Genomic DNA, 20372 nt, shown 5'->3' with positions numbered 1-20372 from the left:
CGCCGCGCCCGCCGTCGTCACCGGCGGTCATGCTCGGCCCGCCGGGGCCCCGCGGGCGTCCGGCGCGGGCCAGGGCGACGGCGGCCGGTGTGGACCCCGTCCCACGGCCGGGGCGTCCCGGCCCCCGGGCCGCCCGCGCGTGTCAGAGTAGGTCCATGACCACCTACGCCACCCTCGCCGCCCGGTACGCCGACGCCTTCGACTCCGTCGCCCACGGCGAGCGGGCCCGCGAGGCGGGCCGGCACCTGCCGTTCGCCGCCCTCGGGGAGCTGCAGGCCGCCGGGTTCGGCAAGGTCGGTGTCCCCGAGGACGCGGGCGGCGAGGGCGGCGGCAGCGAGACCGTGCTGCGCCTGCTCATGGACCTGGCCGCCCGGGACGTGAACACCGCGCACGTCTGGCGCTCCCACCTCGTGTTCATCGCCACGGCCATGGACCAGGCGCCCGCCCGCCGGGAGCGGTGGCTGCGGCACATCGTCGACGGGGACTGGGCCGGCTCCGCCCTGGCCGAACGCGCCGGCGGGGCCGCGCCGGGCCGTGCCGCCACCCTGGCCAGCCGGGACGAGGGCGGCACCTGGGTCGTGCGGGGGCAGAAGTACTACGCGACCGGCTCGGCGTTCGCCACGTGGACCGCCGCGACCGTGGGCATCGAGGGGGCGGACCTCGTCTCGCGCCGGAACTCGAAGCGGGCCGGGGGCGCGGTCCGCGAGCCGGACCGAGCCGTCGCCGTCGTGCGCGTGCGTCAGCCGCGCGTGGGCATCAAGGACGACTGGGACGGGTTCGGCCAGCGCCTGACCGCCACCGGGTCCGTGGTGCTCGACGACGCCGCGGCCGAGGAGCTGCTCGAGGTGCCGCGGCAGGACGGACCGGTGCCCGTGCTCATGGAGGCGACCCTGCTGGCGCTGCAGGCCGGGATCGGTCGGGCGGCGCTCACGGAGGGCACGCAGCTGCTGCGGCAGCGGCGCCGCACCTTCAACACCGGCACGGCCGCGCTGCCCAAGGACGACCCGCAGCTCCTCGAGATCATGGGGCAGCTGGCCGGGCGGCAGGCCGCGGCCGAGCTGATGGTGCGCGAGATCGGGCGGCTGCTCGACGAGGGGGAGGACGGCGCCCACGGGGCCGGCCCGGCGGCGTCCGCCGAGGCGATGGCGGCCGCGTACCGGGCCCAGGCCGTGGTGCCGGAGGCCGTCCTCGAGGTGTGCACCCGCATCTTCGACACGCTCGGCGCGTCGGCGACGTCGGCCACGCTGCGCCTCGACCGGCACTGGCGCAACGCCCGCACCCTCGCCACCCACGACCCGGCGGCGTTCAAGGTGCGCATGGCCGGCGACTGGCTCGTGAACGGCACCCCGCCGACCGCCTACACGTCGGCCGGCGAGGTCCCCGAGGGGGACTGACCCGACGACCGGGCGGCCGGACGTGCCGGGCTCAGGCCCAGCGGCGCAGGGCCCGGCGCTCCAGCAGGCCGAGCAGCCAGTCGGTGAGCTTGCCGAGCACGGCGAGCAGGATGATCGCCAGGATCAGGCGGTCCGTGCGTCCGTTGTTCTGCGAGTCGGTGAGCAGGAAGCCCAGGCCCATCGAGGAGGCGATCAGCTCCGCGGCCACCAGGAACAGCCAGGCCTGGGCCAGGGCCAGCCGCAGGCCGGAGAACACGGCCGGCACCACGGCGGGCAGCTGCACCGTCCGCAGCAGGGACAGCCCGTGGTAGCCGAAGGCCCGACCGGCCTCCACCAGGTGCGGGTCCACATGGCGCAGGGCGGCGTAGACGGTGGTGAACACCGGGAAGAACGCGCCGATCGCGATGAGGGTGACCTTGGACTCCTCGCCGATCTGCATCCACAGGATCAGCAGCGGCACCCAGGCCAGCGAGGGCACCGCGCGCAGCGCCCCGATCAGCGGGGCGAACAGCGCGTCCGCCCACCGGGACAGCCCGAGCGCGGACCCCACGGCCAGCCCGAGTGCGGCGCCGAGCAGGAAGCCCAGCAGCACGCGCTGGGTGGAGATCCCCACGTGCAGCCACAGGTCGCCCCGCTCCAGCAGGTTGACGCCGGCGCTCAGCACCGCGCCGGGGGAGGGCAGCTGCACCGCGGAGAGCAGCCCGGCGGCCGTCACCGCCCACCACAGCATCAGGAGGACAGCGGGCGCGGCCAGCCCCACCACCGCCCGGGCGCCGGGCCGGTCCAGCACCCGGGACCGGGCTGGGCCAGCGCTGAGCCAGACGTTTCGGTCGTCTCCGCGGGGTGGATGCAGCAGATTTCTCTGGCTCAGCGCTGGTGCGCCTCTGGCTCAGCGCTGGGGTGCCGCTGAGTCGCCGCAGGGCCGCCACCCACGGACGTGTCCTCCGTCATGGTCAGGGCATGTCACGAACCGGGCGCCGGACGCGTGGCCGGGCCCGGCGGAGCCGTCATGAACCCCTGGGCCGGACCGACTTCCACCGCCGGCCGCGTCGGCGTTGCATGGTGCGGAACCGTCGCCCGCCCGGCCGCGCCCCTGCGACCGGGCGGCCCTGGAAAGGAGACCCATGAGCACCGCCGAGAACGCCGGGGCCGGAGCACCCACCCGCCCGGACGAGCACCGCGAGATCCTCTTCAACGCATTCGACATGAACTGCGTCGCCCACCAGTCCCCGGGTCTCTGGCGTCACCCCGACGACCACGCCCGCGACTACAACACCCTGGGCTACTGGACGCACCTGGCGCAGACGCTGGAGAAGGGTCTGTTCGACGGCCTGTTCATCGCCGACGTCCTCGGCCCGTACTCCGTGTACGGCGGCACCTCCGAGGCCGCCATCAAGACCGGCGCGCAGACCCCCGTGAACGACCCGTTCCTGCTCGTCTCCGCGATGGCCGCGGTCACCGAGCACCTCGGCTTCGGCGTCACCGCCGGCACCGCCTACGAGCACCCCTACCCGTTCGCCCGCCGCCTCGCCACGCTCGACCACCTCACGGGCGGCCGCGTGGGCTGGAACGTGGTCACCGGCTACCTGCCCTCCGCCGCCCAGAACATGGGCCAGGACGACCAGATGGAGCACGACGAGCGCTACGAGCACGCCGACGAGTACCTCGACGTCGTCTACAAGCTCCTCGAGGGCTCGTGGGAGGACGACGCCGTCGTCTACGACAAGGAGTCCGGCGTGTTCGCGGACCCGGCCAAGGTCCACGACATCGCCCACCAGGGCCGGTACTTCACCGTGCCCGGCCACGCCGTCACCGAGCCGTCCGTGCAGCGCACCCCCGTGATCTACCAGGCCGGCGCCTCGACGCGCGGCCGCGCCTTCGCCGGCAAGCACGCCGAGGCCGTGTTCATCAACTCCCCCACGAAGGAGCTGGCGGCCGCCACCGTGAAGAAGATCCGCCAGTCCCTGGTGGACGCCGGCCGTGACCCGTACGACGTGAAGATCTTCGCGATGCAGACGATCGTCACCGGGGCCACCGACGAGGACGCGCGGGCCAAGTACAACGACCTGGCGCAGTATGTGGACCCGCTGGGCGGCCTCGTGCTCATGTCCGGCTGGATGGGCATCGACCTGTCCCAGTACGACCTGGACGAGCCGATCGGGGACGTGAAGTCGAACGCCATCCAGTCCACCGTGGAGACCTTCCAGAAGGCCTCCGGAACGGACGAGGAGTGGACCGTGCGCAAGCTCGCCGAGTGGGTGGGCATCGGCGGCTTCGGCCCCGTGATCGTGGGCGGCGGCGAGTCCGCGGCCCGCCAGCTCGTCGAGTGGGCCGACGAGACCGACGTGGACGGCTTCAACCTCGCCTACCACATCACCCCGGGCACCTTCGAGGACGTCGTGGAGTTCGTGGTGCCGGAGCTGCAGAAGCTCGGCCGCTACAAGACCGCGTACACGGACGGCACGCTGCGCCACAAGCTCTTCGGCCGCGGCGACCACCTGCCGCAGAACCACCACGGCGCATCCTTCGCCCTGCGCCGCCGGTAGGGTGACGCCAGTGGCCGCGGCGCCCTGCCTCGGCCGGCAGCAGCCCCAGGAGGAGAACATGCAGCGCAGACGTGCCGTCCGCGCGGCCGGGCTCGGCGTCGTGGGCGCCCTGGCCTTGGCCGGGTGCGCATCCGAGCCGCAGTCGGCGGGGGAGGCCTGGCATCAGGCCCGCACCCAGTTGGACGAGGCCGAGACCGTCCGACTCGAGACCGCCTACACCACCGGCCGTCAGGGCCCGCAGTCGGTCCGCTGGGACATCGCCGGCCGGCTCGACGGCGGCGACGCCGAGTCGAAGGGCGTCATGCAGGTCGGCCGCGACTCGCACATCACCATGGAGTCGCGCCAGGTCGGCGAGGACGTGTTCGTGCGGGTCGACGTGGACGGGTCCGACGTCCCGGACGACGTCCAGATGATGTACTCCGACCCACAGTGGCGCCGTGTCTCGGCCGGCGAGGGGCAGGAGCCGCCCCTGAAGTCCCTCCTCGACCAGGTGGGCCTCCCCGCGGCGGACGCCCTCGACGGCGCCCAGGTGCGCGCCGAGGAGGTCGACTGGGACGGCGGCACGGCCTACCGCTATGCCGTGCCCGAGGAGGTCGCCGACGCCGCAATGGCCGAGGGCGACGCCACCCGGGTGCACTCCTTCACGGTGGACGACGACGGCGAGCTGGTCGCGCTCACCGTCGACGACGGCCGGGCCACCCAGCAGTACGCCCTGAGCGACTGGAACCAGATCGAGCCGGCCGAGGCGCCGGAGGAGGTGGCCGAGTGAGGCAGCGCCAGACCCAGACCCGCCGCACCCGCCGCGGCCTGTCCCTCGCCGCCGTCGGGGCGGCCGCCCTGCTGCTGACCGGCTGCGCCTCGGGCGACGACGCCCCCGGCGCCTGGGACCGCGCCCGCACCCAGCTCGAGGAGGCCGACTCCGTCCGCATGGTCACCGAGCTGCGGTCCGAGGCCCCGACCAACGGCCGCGCGGTCCCGGACTCGGTGGACATCTCCGGTCCCGTGGACGGCTCGTCCATGCGGTACGTGTCCGTGTACCAGGACGACGGCCTGATCACCCGGGACGAGTCCCGGATCGTGGACGGCACCGCGTACTCCCGATTCACGGTGGAGCGCGCCGGCGCGAGCGGCGAGGACCGCCCCGCCTATGTGGAGCGCTGGACCGCCACCCCGTACGAGAGCGATCCCCGCGCCACCGGCATGGGCGCGATGGTGAGCTCGCTGCTGGGCTCCCTGCCGGAGTCGGGCGGCCTGGACGACGTCGAGGCGGACGCGGACGGCATCCGCCGCAGCGGTCAGGACGCGATCCGCTACGTGCTGGACGAGCCCGTCTCGGGCCCGCAGGAGGGCGTGGCGCTGACCGCGTTCACGGTGTCCAAGGAGGACGGCCGCCTGCTCACCGTGGAGACCGAGTCCGCCGGCACGAAGGCCGTGGTGACCCTCTCCGAGATGGGCGAGGTGGATCCGGTGCAGGCCCCGCCGGCCGACGAGGTCCTGAAGCAGGACGGCTGACCCGGCCCACGACGACGGCGGCCCGCCTCCCCGAGGGGAGGCGGGCCGCCGTGTCTGCGCGGGTCAGCGCGTCAGCGGACCCTCGTCACCCAGCGGGGTGGACGGGTCCGAGACGGTGTCCGGCTCGGCACCGTGGCGGGCCGCCGAGGTGACGTTGTCGTTGTTGGACTCGGTCACGCGATCTTCGCGGACGTCGTTCTTCTTGTCGTTGCCCTGCATGGCATCCTCCACCTTCGTCGTGGCCTTCTGCACCGGATCGGACTTCTTCACCTCAGCGAACTTCTGCTGGGCGGTCTCCTGGACCTGGCCGACCTTCTCCTGGGTATTGGGGTCGTTCCAGAGCTTCTGGGCGTTCTGGGTCATCTTCTCGAGGTTCTTGCGGCCCTCGGCGGAGCCGAGCAGGTAGCCGAGTGCGGCGCCGAGGCCCAGGGTGATGAGGCGCATGGGTGGTCTCCTTCGTGTGTCGGGACCGCGTCGACCCTCTTGGACGGGCCGGGCGGCGCGCTGGCGCGCTGTCCTGAGATCACTCTGGTCACCGGAGCCCGCCGCGTCAACGGTTGAGGCGCACGGCCGTGCGAGGGTCGGGGGGCGTTCGTCCCCGCCGTCCCGTCCCACGACGACGGCCGCTCACCCCCGGGGGTGAGCGGCCGTCGTCGTGCCGGGGCCCGTGGGGCCACGGGGTCAGCCGAAGTGCTTCGGCAGGGTGGCCTCCCAGGCCTCGCGCAGCTCCGTGATCGGCAGGGTGAAGGCGTCCTGGACCTCGAGGGCCGCGGAGTCGGCGTCCACCACGCCGATGCGCACGGCCGCGTAGCCGCGGGCCGTGGTCATGTCGGTGAACCGGACCTCCTCGGTGCGGGGCACGGCCACGACGGCGCGCGCCTGCGTCTCGGAGAACAGTGCGGTGAACAGGTCCACGCCGTCGCGGCGCAGCACCTCGTCCAGCACCACGCGGGCGCCCACGCCGAAGCGCAGCACCATCTCGGACAGGGTGGCCGCGAGGCCGCCGCCGGAGACGTCGTGGGCGGCGTCGATCATGCCGTCCCGGGACATGTTGACCAGCAGCTCGCCGAGCAGGCGCTCCTTCTTCAGGTCGACCTTCGGGGGCAGGCCGCCGAGGTGGCCGCGCAGGCGCGCGAACTCGGAGCCGTCCAGCTCGTCCCCGGTCTCGCCCAGCAGGTAGATCGCCTGACCGTCCGCGTCCGGGGCGAAGCCGGACGCGGTGCGGCGCAGGACGTCGTCGAGCTGGCCGAGCACCGCCACCGTGGGGGTGGGGTGGATCGGGGTGCTGCCCGTCTGGTTGTACAGGGACACGTTGCCGCCAGTCACCGGGATGCCGAGGGTCTGGCAGCCGTCCGCCAGGCCGCGCACGGCCTCCGCGAACTGCCACATCACGTCCGGGTCCTCGGGGGAGCCGAAGTTCAGGCAGTCGGAGACGGCCAGGGGCACGGCCCCGGCGGTGGTGACGTTGCGGTACGCCTCGGCCAGGGAGGCCTGCGCGCCCGTGTACGGGTCCAGGTAGGTGAACCGGTCGTTGCAGTCCGTGGCCAGGGCCACGCCCATGCCGGTCTCCTCGTCCACGCGCACCACACCCGCGTCGTCCGGGGCCGCCAGGGCGGTGTTGCCGCGGACGTAGCGGTCGTACTGGCGGGTGATCCAAGAGGTGTCCGCCAGGTTCGGGGAGCTCATCAGCTCCACGACGGCGGCGCGCAGCTCCTCGCCCGTGGCGGGCAGGTCCTGACCGGCCTCGGAGGAGCGGAACGTGTCCGCCTGGAGCTCGTCCTGCCAGGCCGGACGCGCGTACGGGCGCTCGTAGACCGGGCCGTCGTGGGCCACGGTGCGCGGGTCCACGTCGACGATGACCTCGCCGTCCCAGGTGATGATCAGGCGGCCGTCGCCGGTGACCTCGCCCAGCCAGGAGTACTCGACGTCCCACTTGGCCATGACGGCCTCGAACGCGGCGACGTTCTCCGGCGTCACCACGGCCATCATGCGCTCCTGCGACTCGGACATGAGGATCTCGCCCGGGGTCAGCGTGGAGTCGCGCAGCAGCACGTCGGTCAGCTCCACGCGCATGCCGCCCTCGCCGTTGGAGGCGAGCTCGGAGGTGGCGCAGGAGATGCCGGCGGCGCCGAGGTCCTGGATGCCTTCGACGAGGGAGTCGCGGAACAGCTCGAGGCAGCACTCGATGAGCACCTTCTCGGAGAAGGGGTCCCCGACCTGCACCGAGGGGCGCTTGGCGGGCTTGCCGTCGCCGTCGAAGGACTCGGAGGCCAGCACGGAGGCGCCGCCGATTCCGTCACCGCCGGTGCGGGCGCCGAACAGAACCACCTTGTTGCCCACGCCGGAGGCGTTGGCCAGACGCAGGTCCTCGTGCTTGAGCACGCCCACGGCGAGGGCGTTGACGAGCGGGTTGCCCTGGTAGATCGGGTCGAAGCGGGTCTCGCCGCCGATGTTCGGCAGGCCCAGGGAGTTGCCGTAGCCGCCGATGCCGGCCACCACGCCGTGGAACACGCGGGCGGTGTCCGGGTGGTCGATCGCGCCGAAGCGCAGCGGGTCCATCACGGCCACCGGGCGGGCGCCCATGGAGATGATGTCGCGCACGATGCCGCCGATGCCCGTGGCCGCGCCCTGATAGGGCTCCACGTAGGAGGGCGAGTTGTGGGACTCGACCTTGAACGTCACGGCCCAGCCGTCACCGAGGTCGGTCACGCCGGCGTTCTCGCCGATGCCCACCATCATGTGCTGCTTCATCTCGTCGGTGAGCTTCTCGCCGAACTGGCGCAGGTGCACCTTCGAGGACTTGTACGAGCAGTGCTCGGACCACATGACCGAGTACATGGCCAGCTCGGCGGCGGTGGGTCGGCGGCCGAGGATCTTCTTGATCTCGGCGTACTCGTTCTCCTTCAGGCCCAGCTCGGCCCAGGGCTGCTCGACGTCCGGCGTCGCCTGGGCGTCCGCGACCGTCTCGATGTTGAACTGCTGGCTCATGCATGGCCTCCACGGCTGGCGAGGGTGGTCAGGACGGAGGTGAAGAAGCCGAGGCCGTCCACGCCGGAGCGGGGGCCGGCGGCGGTGTCCGGGCCGAAGCCCGGCTCCACGGCGTGCTCCGGGTGCGGCATCAGACCGACGACGTTGCCGGCCGGGTTCGCGATGCCCGCGATGTCCCGGCGCGAGCCGTTCGGGTTCCAGCCCTGATAGCGGAACACCACGCGGCCCTCGGCCTCGAGGGCGTCGAGGGTCGTCTCGTCCGCCACGTACTGGCCGTCCTGGTTCTTCAGGGGCACGGTGATGGTCTGGCCCTGCTCGAAGTCGCGGGTCCACACGGTGTCCGTGCTCTCCACGACCAGCTCCTGGTCGCGGCAGATGAAGTGCAGGTGGTCGTTCTTGACCATCGAACCCGGCAGCAGATGCGACTCGGTGAGGATCTGGAAGCCGTTGCAGATGCCGAGCACCGGCAGGCCGTCCGCGTCGCCCTCGGGGCCGCCGGCCGCCGTCGCCACCGCGTCCATCATGGGGGCGAAGCGCGCGATCGCGCCGGCGCGCAGGTAGTCGCCGTAGGAGAAGCCGCCCGGGATCACGACGGCGTCCACGCCGGCGAGCGTCCGCTGCGGGTCCGCGTCGGCGTGCCACAGGGAGACGGGCTCGGCGCCGGCGAGGCGGACGGCGCGCAGCGCGTCCACGTCGTCCAGGGTGCCGGGGAAGGTGATGACGCCGATGCGCGCGCCGCTGAGCGGCGTCGTCGGCGTCGAGTAGTCGCCGATGAGGGGGAGCTCGGTCATCGGGCGCCCTCGGCCTCGTCCAGGACGGCCACGTTCACGACGTCCTCGATGACGGGGTTGGACAGCATCTCCTCGGCGGCCGTGCGCGCCTGGGCGAGGATCTCGTCGGTGACCTCGCCCTCCACGGTGAGCTCGAAGCGCTTGCCCTGGCGGACCTGGCTGAACTCGGTGAAGCCGAGGCGGGGCAGGGCCCCGTTGATCGCCTTGCCCTGCGGATCGAGGATCTCGGGCTTGGGCATGACGTCGACGACGATGATGGGCATGAACACGCTCCTGGGTGCGGGACGATGCCGCGGAGCAGGAGGGTGTGATGCCGTCTCACGCCCGGCCCGGGGCGCTCCGCGTGCTTGCCCGTCCAGTCTACTCGGCCGCCCGGACGCGGAATCGTGGGTGTGATGGGGGCGGCACGCGGCAGCCGGCCCGGCGTAGCCTGGCGGCATGAGACCTCAGCAGACCCGTGTGTCCCCGCTCGGCCGACGCCGGCCGATCAGCCCGCTCGGCCCCGCGCTGCTCGCCGCGGCGGCCGGCGTCGTGCTGACGGGAGTGCGCCGCATCAAGGCCCGGTCCGCCCGGCGTCGCGCGACCGGACGCCCGCGCCGGTGACCCGCCCCGAGCCCTGCCCCTGCGGGTCCGGAGCCGGGCTCGCGGCGTGCTGCGGTCGCCTGCACGCGCGTTTCGCCCGGGACGGCGCCCTGACCGCGCCCACCGCCGAGGCGCTCATGCGCTCCCGGTACACGGCGTTCGCGCGGCTGGGCGAGGCCGGGCCGGCAGAGGCGCGGGCGATGGCCGACTACCTCGCCGCGACCTGGGCTCCCGAGCACCGGCCCACCGCAGCCGAGCTGCTGCCGGCTGCGGGGGAACAGGCGCCGCGGTTCACCCGCCTGGCGGTGCTGGACGTGCGGGACGGCGGGCCGTTCCAGGACGCCGGGACCGTGGAGTTCGTGGCCGTCGGCGCGGGGGCCGAGGGGCGGTTCCGACTCCATGAGGTCAGCCGGTTCCGCCGTGAGGACGGGGTCTGGCGCTACGTGGACGGCGACGTGCGCTGAGGCCGGAGCGGCGCGTCGGCCGGCGGTGACGCGTCAGAAGGCGGAGAAGATCCCGGCGCCCACGCCGAGGACCAGGCCCAGGATGGCGATCCACGCCACCAGGGTGACGATCGGGCGGGGGCGACGCGGGGCGTCGTCGTGCCAGTCCACGCCCTCCAGCTCCGGAGGGGTGCGCAGCTCTCGATCCATGGCCCCAGCCTCTCATGCCCCACGCCGCCCCGGGCTCAACGCGGGTTGACTTGTCACGGGTGCTGGGCACCTGGACCCGCGACAACTCAACCCGCGTTGCCGTCCGGGGTGAACAGGTCCTCGATCCGCCGCCCGAACACGGCCGCGAGGCGGAAGGCGAGCGGGAGCGAGGGGTCGTAGCGGCCCTTCTCGAGGGAGATGACGGTCTGCCGGGAGACGCCGAGCTCGTCGGCGAGCCGCTGCTGCGACCAGCCGAGGCGGGCACGCTCGTCGGGGATGGTGTTCTCCACGGCTCAGCCCCGGCGCTTCTGGAGCGCGTAGCGGACGGCCACCGAGGCGCCCGCGAAGAGGAGCAGCCCGGCGCCCACGAGGGGGAGGCTGGGCTGCCACCCCGCCAGGGCGACGACGAACGTGCCCAGGCCCAGCACCACGAGCAGGTCGCCGAACGCGCCGGACTGCGCCTTCTCGAGCCACCGGCCTTCGATGGTCTCCTCGGTGTCCCGGACGGCGCCGCGCAGGGTGGTGCGGTCCACGAGGAACAGCCAGGCGAGGGCTGCGCCGACCGGGAGCGCCGACGCCGCCATGACCGCGCCCGTGACCGCCGGGAAGCGGGGACCGGCGTCGCCCTGGCTCGAGGCCAGACCGTAGGACGCGGCCCCGATCAGCAGGGCGATGACGACGCCGGCCACGAGGCTGACGAGGATCAGTCGCCCGGACCCGCCGCCCAGACGGGCGGAGCGGCCACAGCGGGAGCGGGTGTCCCGGCGCGGATCGGTGGTGGCGGTGCCGGCGTGCTCCGCCGCGGCGCCCTGGCCGTCCGCGGCGGCGGTGTGGCGGGAGTGGTTCGCGGTCATGAGGCCCTCCTGTGGTCGATGCCCTGGGCCGGTGGCCCGGCCCGCCTCGGAGGCTCTGTGGGGGCCGTCCGACCGGACGTTGTGAAGCAAGCTTGACAGTCAAGTGACCTTGTCGTCAAGGTAGCTTGACGCCGGGGCCCGTGCGAACACCTCCCACGTCATGGGCGGGGTCAGCCCGAGCCAGGCAGGTTCGAGACGGAACCCGAGGGCTGCGTTCATCCGCAGGGACGCCGCGTTGACTTCGGCACCGCCGGTGCCCCACTCGCGCCCACCGCGGGCATGGGTCGCCAGGACAGTCGCCGCCTTGACGGCCTTCGCCACGCCCCGGTTCTCGTGCTCAGACGCGACCGCGGTGCGGTCGACCTCCCACCGGTCAGGGGAGCGGAACGTCAGGGTGAATCCGATGAGCACGCCTCCCTCGAAGGCCCCCACGGCGAGCCCCTCTGGGGTGGACAGTCGGGCCTCGAGGTCGTCCGGCAGCGGCTCGTGACGGGAGCCGTCGGTGTGCGAGAATCGGGGAGCCGCTTCCTCGTCGAGGGCGCGCAGGGCAGGCAGGTCGACGGCGGTCAGTCTCCGGACCTCGATTCCCCGCGCTTCGGTCGCCGCGACGTGGCCACGGTAGGGCGCCAGGTCGGCGTCGTCGTCGAGGTGGAGGCGCGCGCCCCAGGAGCGGGAGCGCACGCTCCACCCGGCGTCGAGCAGCGCAGCGGCCTCGGCCGAGTCTTCGCGGTGCACGCGGGCTTCCGCCCGTGGGTCGGTCACGGGGGTGAGCATCGACCACGGGATGTGCCCGGAGGCGGCCTCGCCCGGATAGACGTGCGGGAACTCGGCCGAGTGGGGATCGGAGGGGTCTCCCGGCTCGCGCCGCACCCACAGGCCGGCCCCCGCCAGTTCGTCCTCGTCCAGGCCGACGACGAACGCGTCCGGCCGGTCCGGGTAGATCGCCGCGCCGACGACTCCCACCTGGGCGGCGTCGTCGGAGGCGTGGAGGAAGCCGACGTCGTCGATCGAGGCGCCGCGCGTCGACGCCGTGTAGCGGCCGGTGCGCCGCGCGGCGGCCCAGTCCTCCGGGAGGGTGATGTGCAGGATCATGGCGCGAGGCTATCGGCCTCGGCGTCGACGCCACCCCTCCGGCTGCCCATCGCGGGTTGAGTTATCGGGGGTGTGGGGCGGCGGCACCCGCGACAACCCAGCCAGCGTTGCAGGGCCGCCCCGGGCGCGACGACGGCCCGGCGTCTCCGCGGGGGAGTCGCCGGGCCGTCGGGGGCGAGCCGGGTGCCGGGGTGCCCGGGCCGTCAGTCCTCCAGGAAGGCCTCGATGTCCGGGGTCACCGCGCGGGAGTCGATCAGCTGACGCTCGATCGCGTCGTGGGTGATGCGATTGGCCTCGCGCACGGCGTCGGTGCGCATCGAGATCTTGATGTCGCCCTTGTGGGTCGGGGTCCCGGCCACCTGGACCGGCTGGGTCTCGAGCGGGAGCGGGACGGCGTCGCACAGCGACTTCTCGGCCGGCTGGGCGCCGGTCAGGAAGTAGTCACGGATGGGCGTGTCCACGCACTCGGTGCCGTACGGGAACAGGCCGTGGGTGCCCTCGTTGTCCACGGAGATGAGGGACGTGTTGCGCAGCACGCCGGCGGCGCGGTGGCCGCCCTCGTACGGGGTCGCCGCGTCCAGCTCGGACTGCACGATCACGGTGTTCGGGGCGCCCTTGCCACCGGGCTGGGCGGGCATGGAGGTCTGGGCGGGCCAGTACATGCACTCTGACGGGCCCATCAGCACACCGATCCACGGGGCCTTGCGGCCGAGGTCGTCCACCCACGAGGTCCAGTATCCCTGCGAGGTGTTCCACTGGCCGTCCTGGCAGCGGATCGCCGAGAACGCGCCCTCGAAGGTGACGGCGTCTCCGGCCTGGGTGGCGGCGACGAGCTGCTCGCGCTCGCCCACGGTCTCCAGGCCGCGGGCGGCGAAGCGGTCGAAGGAGTCGCGCTCCTCGGCCGGCAGCGACGCACGGGCCTCGGCCAGGATGCGCTCGATCTGGGTGCGCTGCCCCGCGGGGTCCGTGGCCGCGGCCTCGGACTCCATGATGCGGATGTAGGCGGCGATGACGGACCCGGCGTCGAGGTACTGGGACGTGTCGTACATGGCCGGCAGCAGGAACGAGCCGGCGACGATCATGCCGAGCTGCGTGCGGGTGCCGCCGGCGTCCTCCCAGCGCTGCCGGATCTGCATCGGGTCGTCGCCGAGGCCGAAGATCTCGTCGTGCCGGGCCACGTAGGGGAGCATCGCGTCCTGGAACTGGCGGTCGCGGGAGCGCGGCTGCAGGTCCCAGGTGGTCTGGAGCCCGTCGCGGGAGATGTCGACGGCGGAGTCCAGCAGGAACCGGTGCGCGTGCTGGGGGAAGACGCGCTGGTACCAGCTGCCCAGCCAGGTGCCGTACGAGTAGCCGATGTAGGAGGTCTTCTCCTCGCCCAGGACGGCGCGGATGAAGTCCATGTCGTACACGGTCTGCTCGGTGGTGATGTAGGGGGTGAGCTCGTTCTCGAGGCACGCGTCGACCTGGGCCTTCGTGTCCTGCCACACGTCGTGCTCGGGGTTCGGCGTGTAGGTGCACTCCAGGGCGGTGGACTGGCCCACGCCGCGGGGGTCGAAGCCGATGAAGTCGTACTGCTCGGCGAGCTCCGGGGCGCGCTCGGCCATGGCGGGCCCCCAGGGCAGGCCGGAGCCGCCCGGGCCGCCGGGGTTCACCAGTGCGATGCCCTGGCGCTCCGGGTTGCCCTTCGAGGTCTCGGTCTTGGCCACGCGCAGGGTGATGGTGTGGCCGTCCTCGGGGTTCTTCCAGTCGCGGGGCACCGTGACGTCGGCGCACGCGGTGCCGGGGATCGCGTTGAACCGGGCGTTGAGGCTCTCGCTGCCGAAGTCGCAGGCCTCCCAGTCCAGCGTCTGGCCCACGAGGTGCGGCGCGAGCGCGGCGGCGTCGTTGACCTTGTTGCCGCGCGTGGCGGAGAGGTCGTTGGAGCGGGCCTGGCCCTGCGATGCGGACCCCTTGCCGTTGCCGTTGCTGTTGCCGGGTGCGGAGAGCGCGGGGGCGGCGGCCGTGATGGCGAGTGAGACGGCCGCGACGGCGGCGGCGAGCGTGGTGCGGCGGCGAGCTGGAACGGTTCTGGTCACGTCAGGTCCTCGAGTCGTTCGGTGCGGAGCGGGCCGGGGCGGTCACCGGATGACGCGAGTGATGCGCCTCATAGCCTGTGTGGAAGCCATCGTAATCATGGACGCGCGCTGGAAGTCCACTCGGCCTCCGGCCGGGTCCCGGGGGCCGCCCCCACGGCCGCGTCCAACACTGCCAACAGCCGCGCCCGCAGCGACTGCCCCCGCTCGGCGAACTCGCGCTGTCGCCGCGCGTACTCGGCACGCCCGGCCGGCTCCTCGATCCGCACGGCCGCGTAGCCGCCGCGCCCGTCGGAGAGGTCGTCCACCCCGGTCAGGTCGTACGGCGAGGCCTCCATGTCCAGCCGGCGGATGTCCCACGCGAGGTCGAAGCAGTCCGCGAGCAGGTCCGAGTCGACCACCGGCACCAGCTTGTACGCCCACTTGTACAGGTCCATCCCCGCGTGCAGGCAGCCGGGCTGCTCCATCTCCCGCATCCCGGCGCGCGTGGGCAGGACGCCGTCGTCGCCCTCGTTGCGGTCGCGGGCCTCGGGCGCAAAGAACCGGAACGCGTCGAAGTGCGTGCACCGGATCCGCGAGCCCTCCACCACCGCGTCCGTCCCCTCGGCCCCGAGCCGCAGCGGCAGCTGGGAGTGCCGCACCCCGTGCACGTCCGAGCGGTACGCCATCGCCCACTCGTGCAGCCCGAAGCAGCCCAGGCGCGGCGCCCTCTCCGCCGTGCGCGCGAGCAGGTCCCGCGTGAACGCCACCCCCGACGCGCGGTCGGCCAGCACCGCCGCCACGTCCACCAGCCAGCCGCCCACCGCGCGGCCGTCGACGACGGCGCCCGCCACCTCGCCGGCCTCGACGCGCCGGTAGTGCTTCCACTCGCCCCGTGGGGTCGCGCCCAGCTCGGCCGCCTCAGCGCGGGCCGCGGCGCCGTCGTCGTCCGCGAGGAGGACCCCCGGCCCGGGGTGCCAGCGCTGCAGCGCGGCGGGGGAGTGCGTGTAGTAGCCGAAGAGGAAGTCCTGCACCGGGTGCTTCTGGCCGCGCATCCGCAGGGCCACCAGCGGGTCCGTGCGTCGGGCGATGCGCTCGCGGTGTGCCCGCGCGTGGGCCCGCCACACGTCGGCGGGCAGGGTGACGACGGCGGTCGGCGGGGGCGCGGGGGCGGTGCGTGGCTCGGGCATGACCCCACCATCCTCCCCCGTGGCGCCCCTCATGAGCGAGCGGGCCCACGTGATGCCGACGCGGGGAGCGCACTCCGGCGGCCCCAATTCGACGGTCCTGGACGTTGCCTGGCAAAGATCTGGTCAAACGCCCTACCGGACGGTAGATTGCACATGTCTCGCTGTGGTGCCCATCACATGGGCGCCGATCTCCCCGTCCCCCGGCGTCATCCCCGCCGGCGTGCCACGGGTGAGAGCTGGGCGGACCTTGATGAGAAAGGCGGAGGCAATGCCTCAGAACCCCACCCCTGCCCGGCGCCGTCGGGCCCTGGCCGCGGCCGTCGCCGGCGCGAGCCTCGTGGCCGCTCCCGCGCTCGCGGTGTCGGCCACCGCCGTCGAACTGCCCGACGGCAGCACCGTCTCCAGCCCGCAGGGCGAGGTGCAGGTGCAGCAGCAGTTCGAGGACGGCCGCTACTTCGTGGTCCTGAAGGACCAGCCGTCGGTGACCGCCCCCGAGGCCGGCGCCGTTCCGGGCGCCGCCCCGAAGGCGAAGTTCGACCCCTCGCACCCGCGCGTGAAGAACTACGAGGCCAAGCTCCAGCGCCAGCAGGCGAAGGTCGCGAAGACCCACGGCGCCAAGGCCGAGATCTCCTTCCAGCGCGCCGTGAACGCGTTCGTCGCCGAGCTGACCGCCGAGGAGGCCCAGGCGATCGCGAAGGACCCGGCCGTGCTCGGCGTCGCACCGGACGAGCAGGTGGCCCCGGACTACAGCTCCACCGAATTCCTCGGCCTGCCCGGCAAGAAGGGCACCTGGAAGTCCGTGTACGGCAAGGCCGAGAACGCGGGCAAGGGCGTGGTGGTCGGCGTCATCGACTCCGGCATCCACCCGGACAACCCGTTCATCGACGGTCAGCCCGTCCAGCCGCTCAAGGGCAAGGCCAAGGTCGGCGTGCCGTACCGCACCGCGGACGGCCAGATCGCCGTGCTCAAGGCGGACGGCACCACCGCCACGGCCGAGTGCGAGACCGGCCCGGACTTCCCGGCGTCGTCGTGCGACTCCAAGCTGATCGGCGCCTACGCCTTCTCCGACGACTTCGAGCGCTTCGTCCCGGTGGACGAGCGGGCCCCGGAGGAGCGCATCTCCCCGCTGGGCGTGTTCTCCCACGGCACCCACGTGGCCACCACCATCCTCGGCAACACCGGGGTGGAGCAGACCATCGACGGCGACTCCTTCGGCGAGGGCGCGGGCGTGGCCCCGGCCGCTCACCTGATCTCCTACAAGATCTGCTGGGAGGACACCGACCCGAACACCGGCGGCTGCTACACCTCCGCCTCCGTGGCCGCCATCGAGCAGGCCATCGAGAACAACGTGGACGTGCTGAACTACTCGATCTCCGGCTCCAACACCTCGATCGTGGACCCGGTGGCCATGGCCTTCAAGTCCGCCGCCGAGGCCGGCATCTTCGTGGCCGCCTCCGGCGGCAACTCCGGCCCCGGCCCGAACACCGTGAACCACGGCTCCCCGTGGCTGACCACCGTGGCCGCGGAGACGTTCTCCAACGAGCTCACCGCCACCGTGCAGTTCTCCGACGGCACGCAGCTCCGCGGCGCCTCCTCGGCCCGCACCGGCGTGGGCCCGGCCGAGGTCATCCACGCGTCCGAGGCCGCCGCCGGCGACGCCGAGGCCGCGCGTCTCTGCCTGCCCGGCGGGCTCACCGAGGAGGCCGCCGGCAAGATCGTGCTCTGCGAGCGCGGCGGGAACGCCCGCACCGAGAAGTCGCAGGTGGTGGAGGAGGCCGGCGGCGTCGGCATGATCCTCGTGAACACCCCGTCCGGCTCGCTGGACGCGGACATCCACGCGGTGCCGACCGTGCACATGAACGACAACGGCGTGATCGAGAAGGTGAAGTCCTCCGACCTCACCGCCACGATCGTCCCGGGCGACACCACCGGCCTGCCGGAGGACCCGCTGCCCCAGATCGCCGGCTTCTCCTCCCGCGGCCCGGCCAACGCCGTGAACCAGGAGCTCCTGAAGCCCGACCTCGCCGCCCCCGGCGTGAACGTGATCGCCGGTGTCTCCCCGCTGGACCCCGACTACCACGGCAACACGTTCGGCCTCATGTCCGGCACGTCCATGGCCTCGCCGAACCTGGCCGGCATGGCCACGCTGCTGATCGGCAAGTACCCGGCCTGGTCCCCGATGGCCGTGAAGTCCGCCCTCATGACCACCGCCGGCGACGTGTACAACGCCGACGGCACCGTGAACACGGACAACTTCGCCACGGGCGCCGGCTCCGCCGATCCGGCCGCCGCCGCCCGCCCGGGCCTGGTCTACGACTCCGGTAAGGAGCAGTGGGACGCGCTGCTGCGCGGCGACATCGCCGGTCGTGACGTGAACGTCCCGTCCCTGGCGATCCCCGACGTCGTCGGCTCGGCCACCGTGACCCGCACCGTGACCGCCCTGGAGAACGGCCGCTGGCGGTTCTCCGCGAACGTGCCCGGCTTCGAGGTGACCGCCTCCCCGGCCGTGCTGGACCTGAAGGCCGGCCAGTCCGCCGACGTCGAGCTGACCGTCACCCGCACCGACGCCGCGGTGAACACCTGGACCCACGGCTCCATGTCTTGGACCACCGCCAAGGGCAAGGCCGTCCCGGCGGTGACCTCCCCGGTCACCGTCAAGGCGAAGTCCGCGGCCGTCACCTCCGCCGTCGAGGGCTCGGGCGCCACCGGCTCCGCCAATGTGGAGATCACCCCCGGCGTGACCGGTGAGCTGACCCCGCAGGTCCTGGGCCTGGGCAGGGTGGACTCCACCGTGGCCGCCGCCACCGCGAGCAACTCGCTCGTGTCCAGCGCACTGGCCGTGTCCACGGTGACCGTGGAGGAGGGCACCCAGTCCCTGGTGGCCTCGATCAGCGCGGGCGCCGCCGGCGCCGACTGGGACCTGTACGTGATCACCCCCGAGGGCAAGCAGCTCTCCCGGGCGACCGCGGACGAGTCCGAGACGCTGACGATCGCCAACCCCACCCCGGGTGCCTACACCGTGGTGGGCCACCTGTACGCGGCCAACGGCGGCAAGGACACCGGCACCCTCGAGACGCTCAAGCTGCGCGAGGACGCGGGCAACCTCACCGTCTCCCCGAACCCGGTCCCCGTGACCTCGGGCAAGGCCACCGAGGCGACCCTCTCCTGGTCCGGCCTGACCTCGGGCACCTGGAAGGGCCTCGTCACCTGGGACGCGGGCATCACGACCGACGTGACCGTCCAGGTCCCGTGACCGCCCACCCCCTCCGTCCTCGCTGACGGAACGGGAGGAACCGCCCACCACGACGCCGGCCCCGCACCTTCACGCTGAAGGTGCGGGGCCGGCGTCGTGGTGAGTAGGGCAGCGGCGGGTGCGGCGTCAGCGGCCGGTGCCGCCGTAGACCGTGGCCTCCTCCTCGGCGTCGAGGCCGAAGGCGGCGTGCACGGCGCGGACGGCGTCGTCGAGCTTGCTCTCGGCGGTGACCACGGAGATGCGGATCTCCGAGGTGGAGATGAGGTCCACGTTCACGCCGGCGTCGGCGAGGGCCTTGAAGAAGGTGGCGGAGACGCCCGGGTTGGAGCGCATGCCCGCGCCGATCAGCGAGAGCTTGCCGATCTCCGGGTCCGAGACGATGTCCTGGAAGCCGATCCGGTCCTGGGCGGCGCGCAGGGCGGCCATGGCGTCCTTGCCCTCCACGATCGGCAGGGTGAAGGAGATGTCCGTGCGACCCGAGCCCTCGCGGGAGATGTTCTGCACGATCATGTCGATGTTCACGTTGGACACGGCGATCACGCGGAAGATCTCGGCGGCCTTGCCGGGCACGTCGGGGACGCCGACGATCGTGACCTTGCCCTCGGAGCGGTCGTGGGCGACGCCGGAGACGATGGGCTGTTCCATGGGAGCGCCTTCCTGAAGGGTGATGGTGTCGTTCGGGTCGGGCATGATCCAGGTGCCCTCATGGTCGGAGAAGGAGGAGCGCACGTGCAGCGGCACGCCGAAGCGGCGCGCGTACTCCACGGAGCGCAGGTGCAGCACCTTGGATCCGGAGGCCGCCATCTCGAGGGTCTCCTCGGAGGAGAGCTCGGTGAGCTTGCGGGCGGTCGGTACGACGCGCGGGTCCGCCGAGTAGACGCCGTCCACGTCCGTGTAGATCTCGCACACGTCCGCGCCGAGCGCGGCGGCGAGGGCGACGGCCGTGGTGTCCGAGCCGCCGCGGCCCATGGTGGTGATGTCCTTGGACTCGGGGCTCATGCCCTGGAACCCGGCCACGATGGCCACGCGGCCGGCGTCGAGGGCCTCCTGCACGCGGTGGGGGTTGACCTTGACGATCCGGGCCCGGCCGTACGAGGTGTCCGTCAGCATGCCGGCCTGGGAGCCGGTGTAGGAGCGGGCCTCGACGCCCTCGGCGTGGATGGCCATCGCCAGCAGGGACATGGAGATGCGCTCGCCGGCCGAGAGCAGGATGTCCATCTCGCGTGCGGGCGCGTCCTGCGTGAGCTCGGCGGCGAGGTCGAGCAGCTCGTCCGTGGTGTCGCCCATGGCCGAGACCACGACGCACACGCGGTTCCCGGCCCGGACCGTGTCCGCGACGCGGCGGGCCACGCGCTGGATGCCGGCGGCATCGGCCACGGAGGAGCCGCCGAACTTCTGGACGATGAGACTCATGGGTCGCTCCGGACGGGATCGAGGGTCGGTTCGGGCCAAGTCTAGGGGCGCGC

Annotated in this window: 19 protein-coding genes; 7 read left to right on the top strand and 12 right to left on the bottom strand. The window is 73.0% G+C overall.

The window, feature by feature from the left end; all coding sequences use genetic code 11:
* The first annotated feature begins 155 nt into the window (after window positions 1–155).
* Window positions 156–1394 carry an acyl-CoA dehydrogenase family protein gene (locus tag OVA32_RS00640; protein WP_041104458.1) on the top strand — a complete coding sequence of 413 codons (1239 nt, stop codon included), beginning with the start codon at window positions 156–158 and terminating at the stop codon, window positions 1392–1394.
* A 31-nt stretch (window positions 1395–1425) separates the two neighbouring features.
* On the opposite strand, the gene OVA32_RS00635 is transcribed toward OVA32_RS00640, so the two are convergent.
* A complete protein-coding gene (locus OVA32_RS00635) occupies window positions 1426–2247 on the bottom strand; it encodes an ABC transporter permease (RefSeq protein ID WP_230594499.1) in 822 nt (273 codons plus the stop codon).
* Window positions 2248–2518: 271 nt separating this feature from the next.
* Between OVA32_RS00635 and OVA32_RS00630 the strand changes: the two genes are divergently transcribed.
* From OVA32_RS00630 to OVA32_RS00620, 3 genes are read left to right on the top strand one after another with little or no spacing between them, the layout of a single operon-like run.
* Window positions 2519–3940, top strand: a complete 1422-nt coding sequence (locus OVA32_RS00630) for an LLM class flavin-dependent oxidoreductase (protein WP_041104460.1) — start codon at window positions 2519–2521, stop codon at window positions 3938–3940.
* 58 nt (window positions 3941–3998) lie between these two features.
* Window positions 3999–4709: a Tat (twin-arginine translocation) pathway signal sequence gene (locus OVA32_RS00625; RefSeq protein ID WP_205805017.1), complete on the top strand. Its 711-nt coding sequence runs from the start codon at window positions 3999–4001 to the stop codon at window positions 4707–4709.
* Window positions 4706–5452, top strand: coding sequence for a hypothetical protein (locus OVA32_RS00620; protein WP_020621438.1), 747 nt, complete (start codon window positions 4706–4708; stop codon window positions 5450–5452). The genes OVA32_RS00625 and OVA32_RS00620 overlap by 4 nt, the downstream gene beginning before the upstream one ends.
* Window positions 5453–5515: 63 nt before the next feature.
* Here OVA32_RS00620 and OVA32_RS00615 read toward each other — a convergent pair whose 3' ends face one another.
* The 4 genes from OVA32_RS00615 to purS all read right to left on the bottom strand — a co-directional run bounded on the left by OVA32_RS00615 (window position 5516) and on the right by purS (window position 9494).
* On the bottom strand, window positions 5516–5896 hold the full coding sequence (locus OVA32_RS00615) for a YtxH domain-containing protein (RefSeq protein WP_041105404.1): 381 nt from the start codon (window positions 5894–5896) through the stop codon (window positions 5516–5518).
* Window positions 5897–6133: 237 nt separating this feature from the next.
* The gene (gene purL, locus OVA32_RS00610) at window positions 6134–8440 is read right to left on the bottom strand and encodes a phosphoribosylformylglycinamidine synthase subunit PurL (protein ID WP_020621440.1); all 2307 of its coding nucleotides are present in this window, start codon (window positions 8438–8440) and stop codon (window positions 6134–6136) included.
* Entirely contained in the window at window positions 8437–9231 is a 795-nt protein-coding gene (gene purQ / locus OVA32_RS00605; protein ID WP_020621441.1) for a phosphoribosylformylglycinamidine synthase subunit PurQ, read from the bottom strand. The genes purL and purQ overlap by 4 nt, the downstream gene beginning before the upstream one ends.
* A complete protein-coding gene (gene purS / locus OVA32_RS00600) occupies window positions 9228–9494 on the bottom strand; it encodes a phosphoribosylformylglycinamidine synthase subunit PurS (RefSeq protein WP_002856633.1) in 267 nt (88 codons plus the stop codon). The genes purQ and purS overlap by 4 nt, the downstream gene beginning before the upstream one ends.
* A 175-nt stretch (window positions 9495–9669) precedes the next feature.
* Between purS and OVA32_RS00595 the strand changes: the two genes are divergently transcribed.
* Entirely contained in the window at window positions 9670–9834 is a 165-nt protein-coding gene (locus OVA32_RS00595) for a hypothetical protein (RefSeq protein ID WP_155395521.1), read from the top strand.
* Complete coding sequence (locus OVA32_RS00590) at window positions 9831–10277, top strand: YchJ family protein (RefSeq protein ID WP_041103641.1); 447 nt, start codon at window positions 9831–9833, stop codon at window positions 10275–10277. Before OVA32_RS00595 ends, OVA32_RS00590 begins: the two co-directional genes overlap by 4 nt.
* 33 nt (window positions 10278–10310) lie before the next feature.
* Here the strand turns inward: OVA32_RS00590 and OVA32_RS00585 are convergent, their stop codons facing one another.
* From OVA32_RS00585 to OVA32_RS00560, 6 genes are all read right to left on the bottom strand, one after another.
* The gene (locus OVA32_RS00585) at window positions 10311–10466 is read right to left on the bottom strand and encodes a hypothetical protein (RefSeq protein ID WP_179288533.1); all 156 of its coding nucleotides are present in this window, start codon (window positions 10464–10466) and stop codon (window positions 10311–10313) included.
* 86 nt (window positions 10467–10552) lie between these two features.
* Window positions 10553–10756: a helix-turn-helix transcriptional regulator gene (locus OVA32_RS00580; RefSeq protein ID WP_002856639.1), complete on the bottom strand. Its 204-nt coding sequence runs from the start codon at window positions 10754–10756 to the stop codon at window positions 10553–10555.
* Window positions 10757–10759: 3 nt separating this feature from the next.
* A complete protein-coding gene (locus OVA32_RS00575; protein ID WP_267714687.1) occupies window positions 10760–11320 on the bottom strand; it encodes a hypothetical protein in 561 nt (186 codons plus the stop codon).
* Between the two features lie 99 nt (window positions 11321–11419).
* Window positions 11420–12412, bottom strand: a complete 993-nt coding sequence (locus OVA32_RS00570) for a GNAT family N-acetyltransferase (RefSeq protein WP_095353580.1) — start codon at window positions 12410–12412, stop codon at window positions 11420–11422.
* A 203-nt stretch (window positions 12413–12615) separates the two neighbouring features.
* Window positions 12616–14487: an alpha/beta fold hydrolase gene (locus OVA32_RS00565; RefSeq protein ID WP_101967235.1), complete on the bottom strand. Its 1872-nt coding sequence runs from the start codon at window positions 14485–14487 to the stop codon at window positions 12616–12618.
* Between the two features lie 95 nt (window positions 14488–14582).
* Window positions 14583–15653: a 3-methyladenine DNA glycosylase gene (locus tag OVA32_RS00560; protein ID WP_101967236.1), complete on the bottom strand. Its 1071-nt coding sequence runs from the start codon at window positions 15651–15653 to the stop codon at window positions 14583–14585.
* 268 nt (window positions 15654–15921) lie between these two features.
* Here OVA32_RS00560 and OVA32_RS00555 point away from each other — a divergent pair, with 268 nt between their 5' ends.
* Window positions 15922–18906, top strand: a complete 2985-nt coding sequence (locus OVA32_RS00555) for a S8 family serine peptidase (RefSeq protein WP_101967237.1) — start codon at window positions 15922–15924, stop codon at window positions 18904–18906.
* Window positions 18907–19032: 126 nt separating this feature from the next.
* On the opposite strand, the gene OVA32_RS00550 is transcribed toward OVA32_RS00555, so the two are convergent.
* The gene (locus OVA32_RS00550) at window positions 19033–20319 is read right to left on the bottom strand and encodes an aspartate kinase (RefSeq protein ID WP_036384130.1); all 1287 of its coding nucleotides are present in this window, start codon (window positions 20317–20319) and stop codon (window positions 19033–19035) included.
* Window positions 20320–20372: the final 53 nt, after the last annotated feature.

It is taken from the genome of Micrococcus sp. SL257, from assembly GCF_026625585.1.
Lineage (GTDB): Bacteria > Actinomycetota > Actinomycetes > Actinomycetales > Micrococcaceae > Micrococcus > Micrococcus luteus.
Note: the sequence above shows the minus strand (reverse complement) of the source record. Positions and strands in the feature narration are given on the sequence as shown.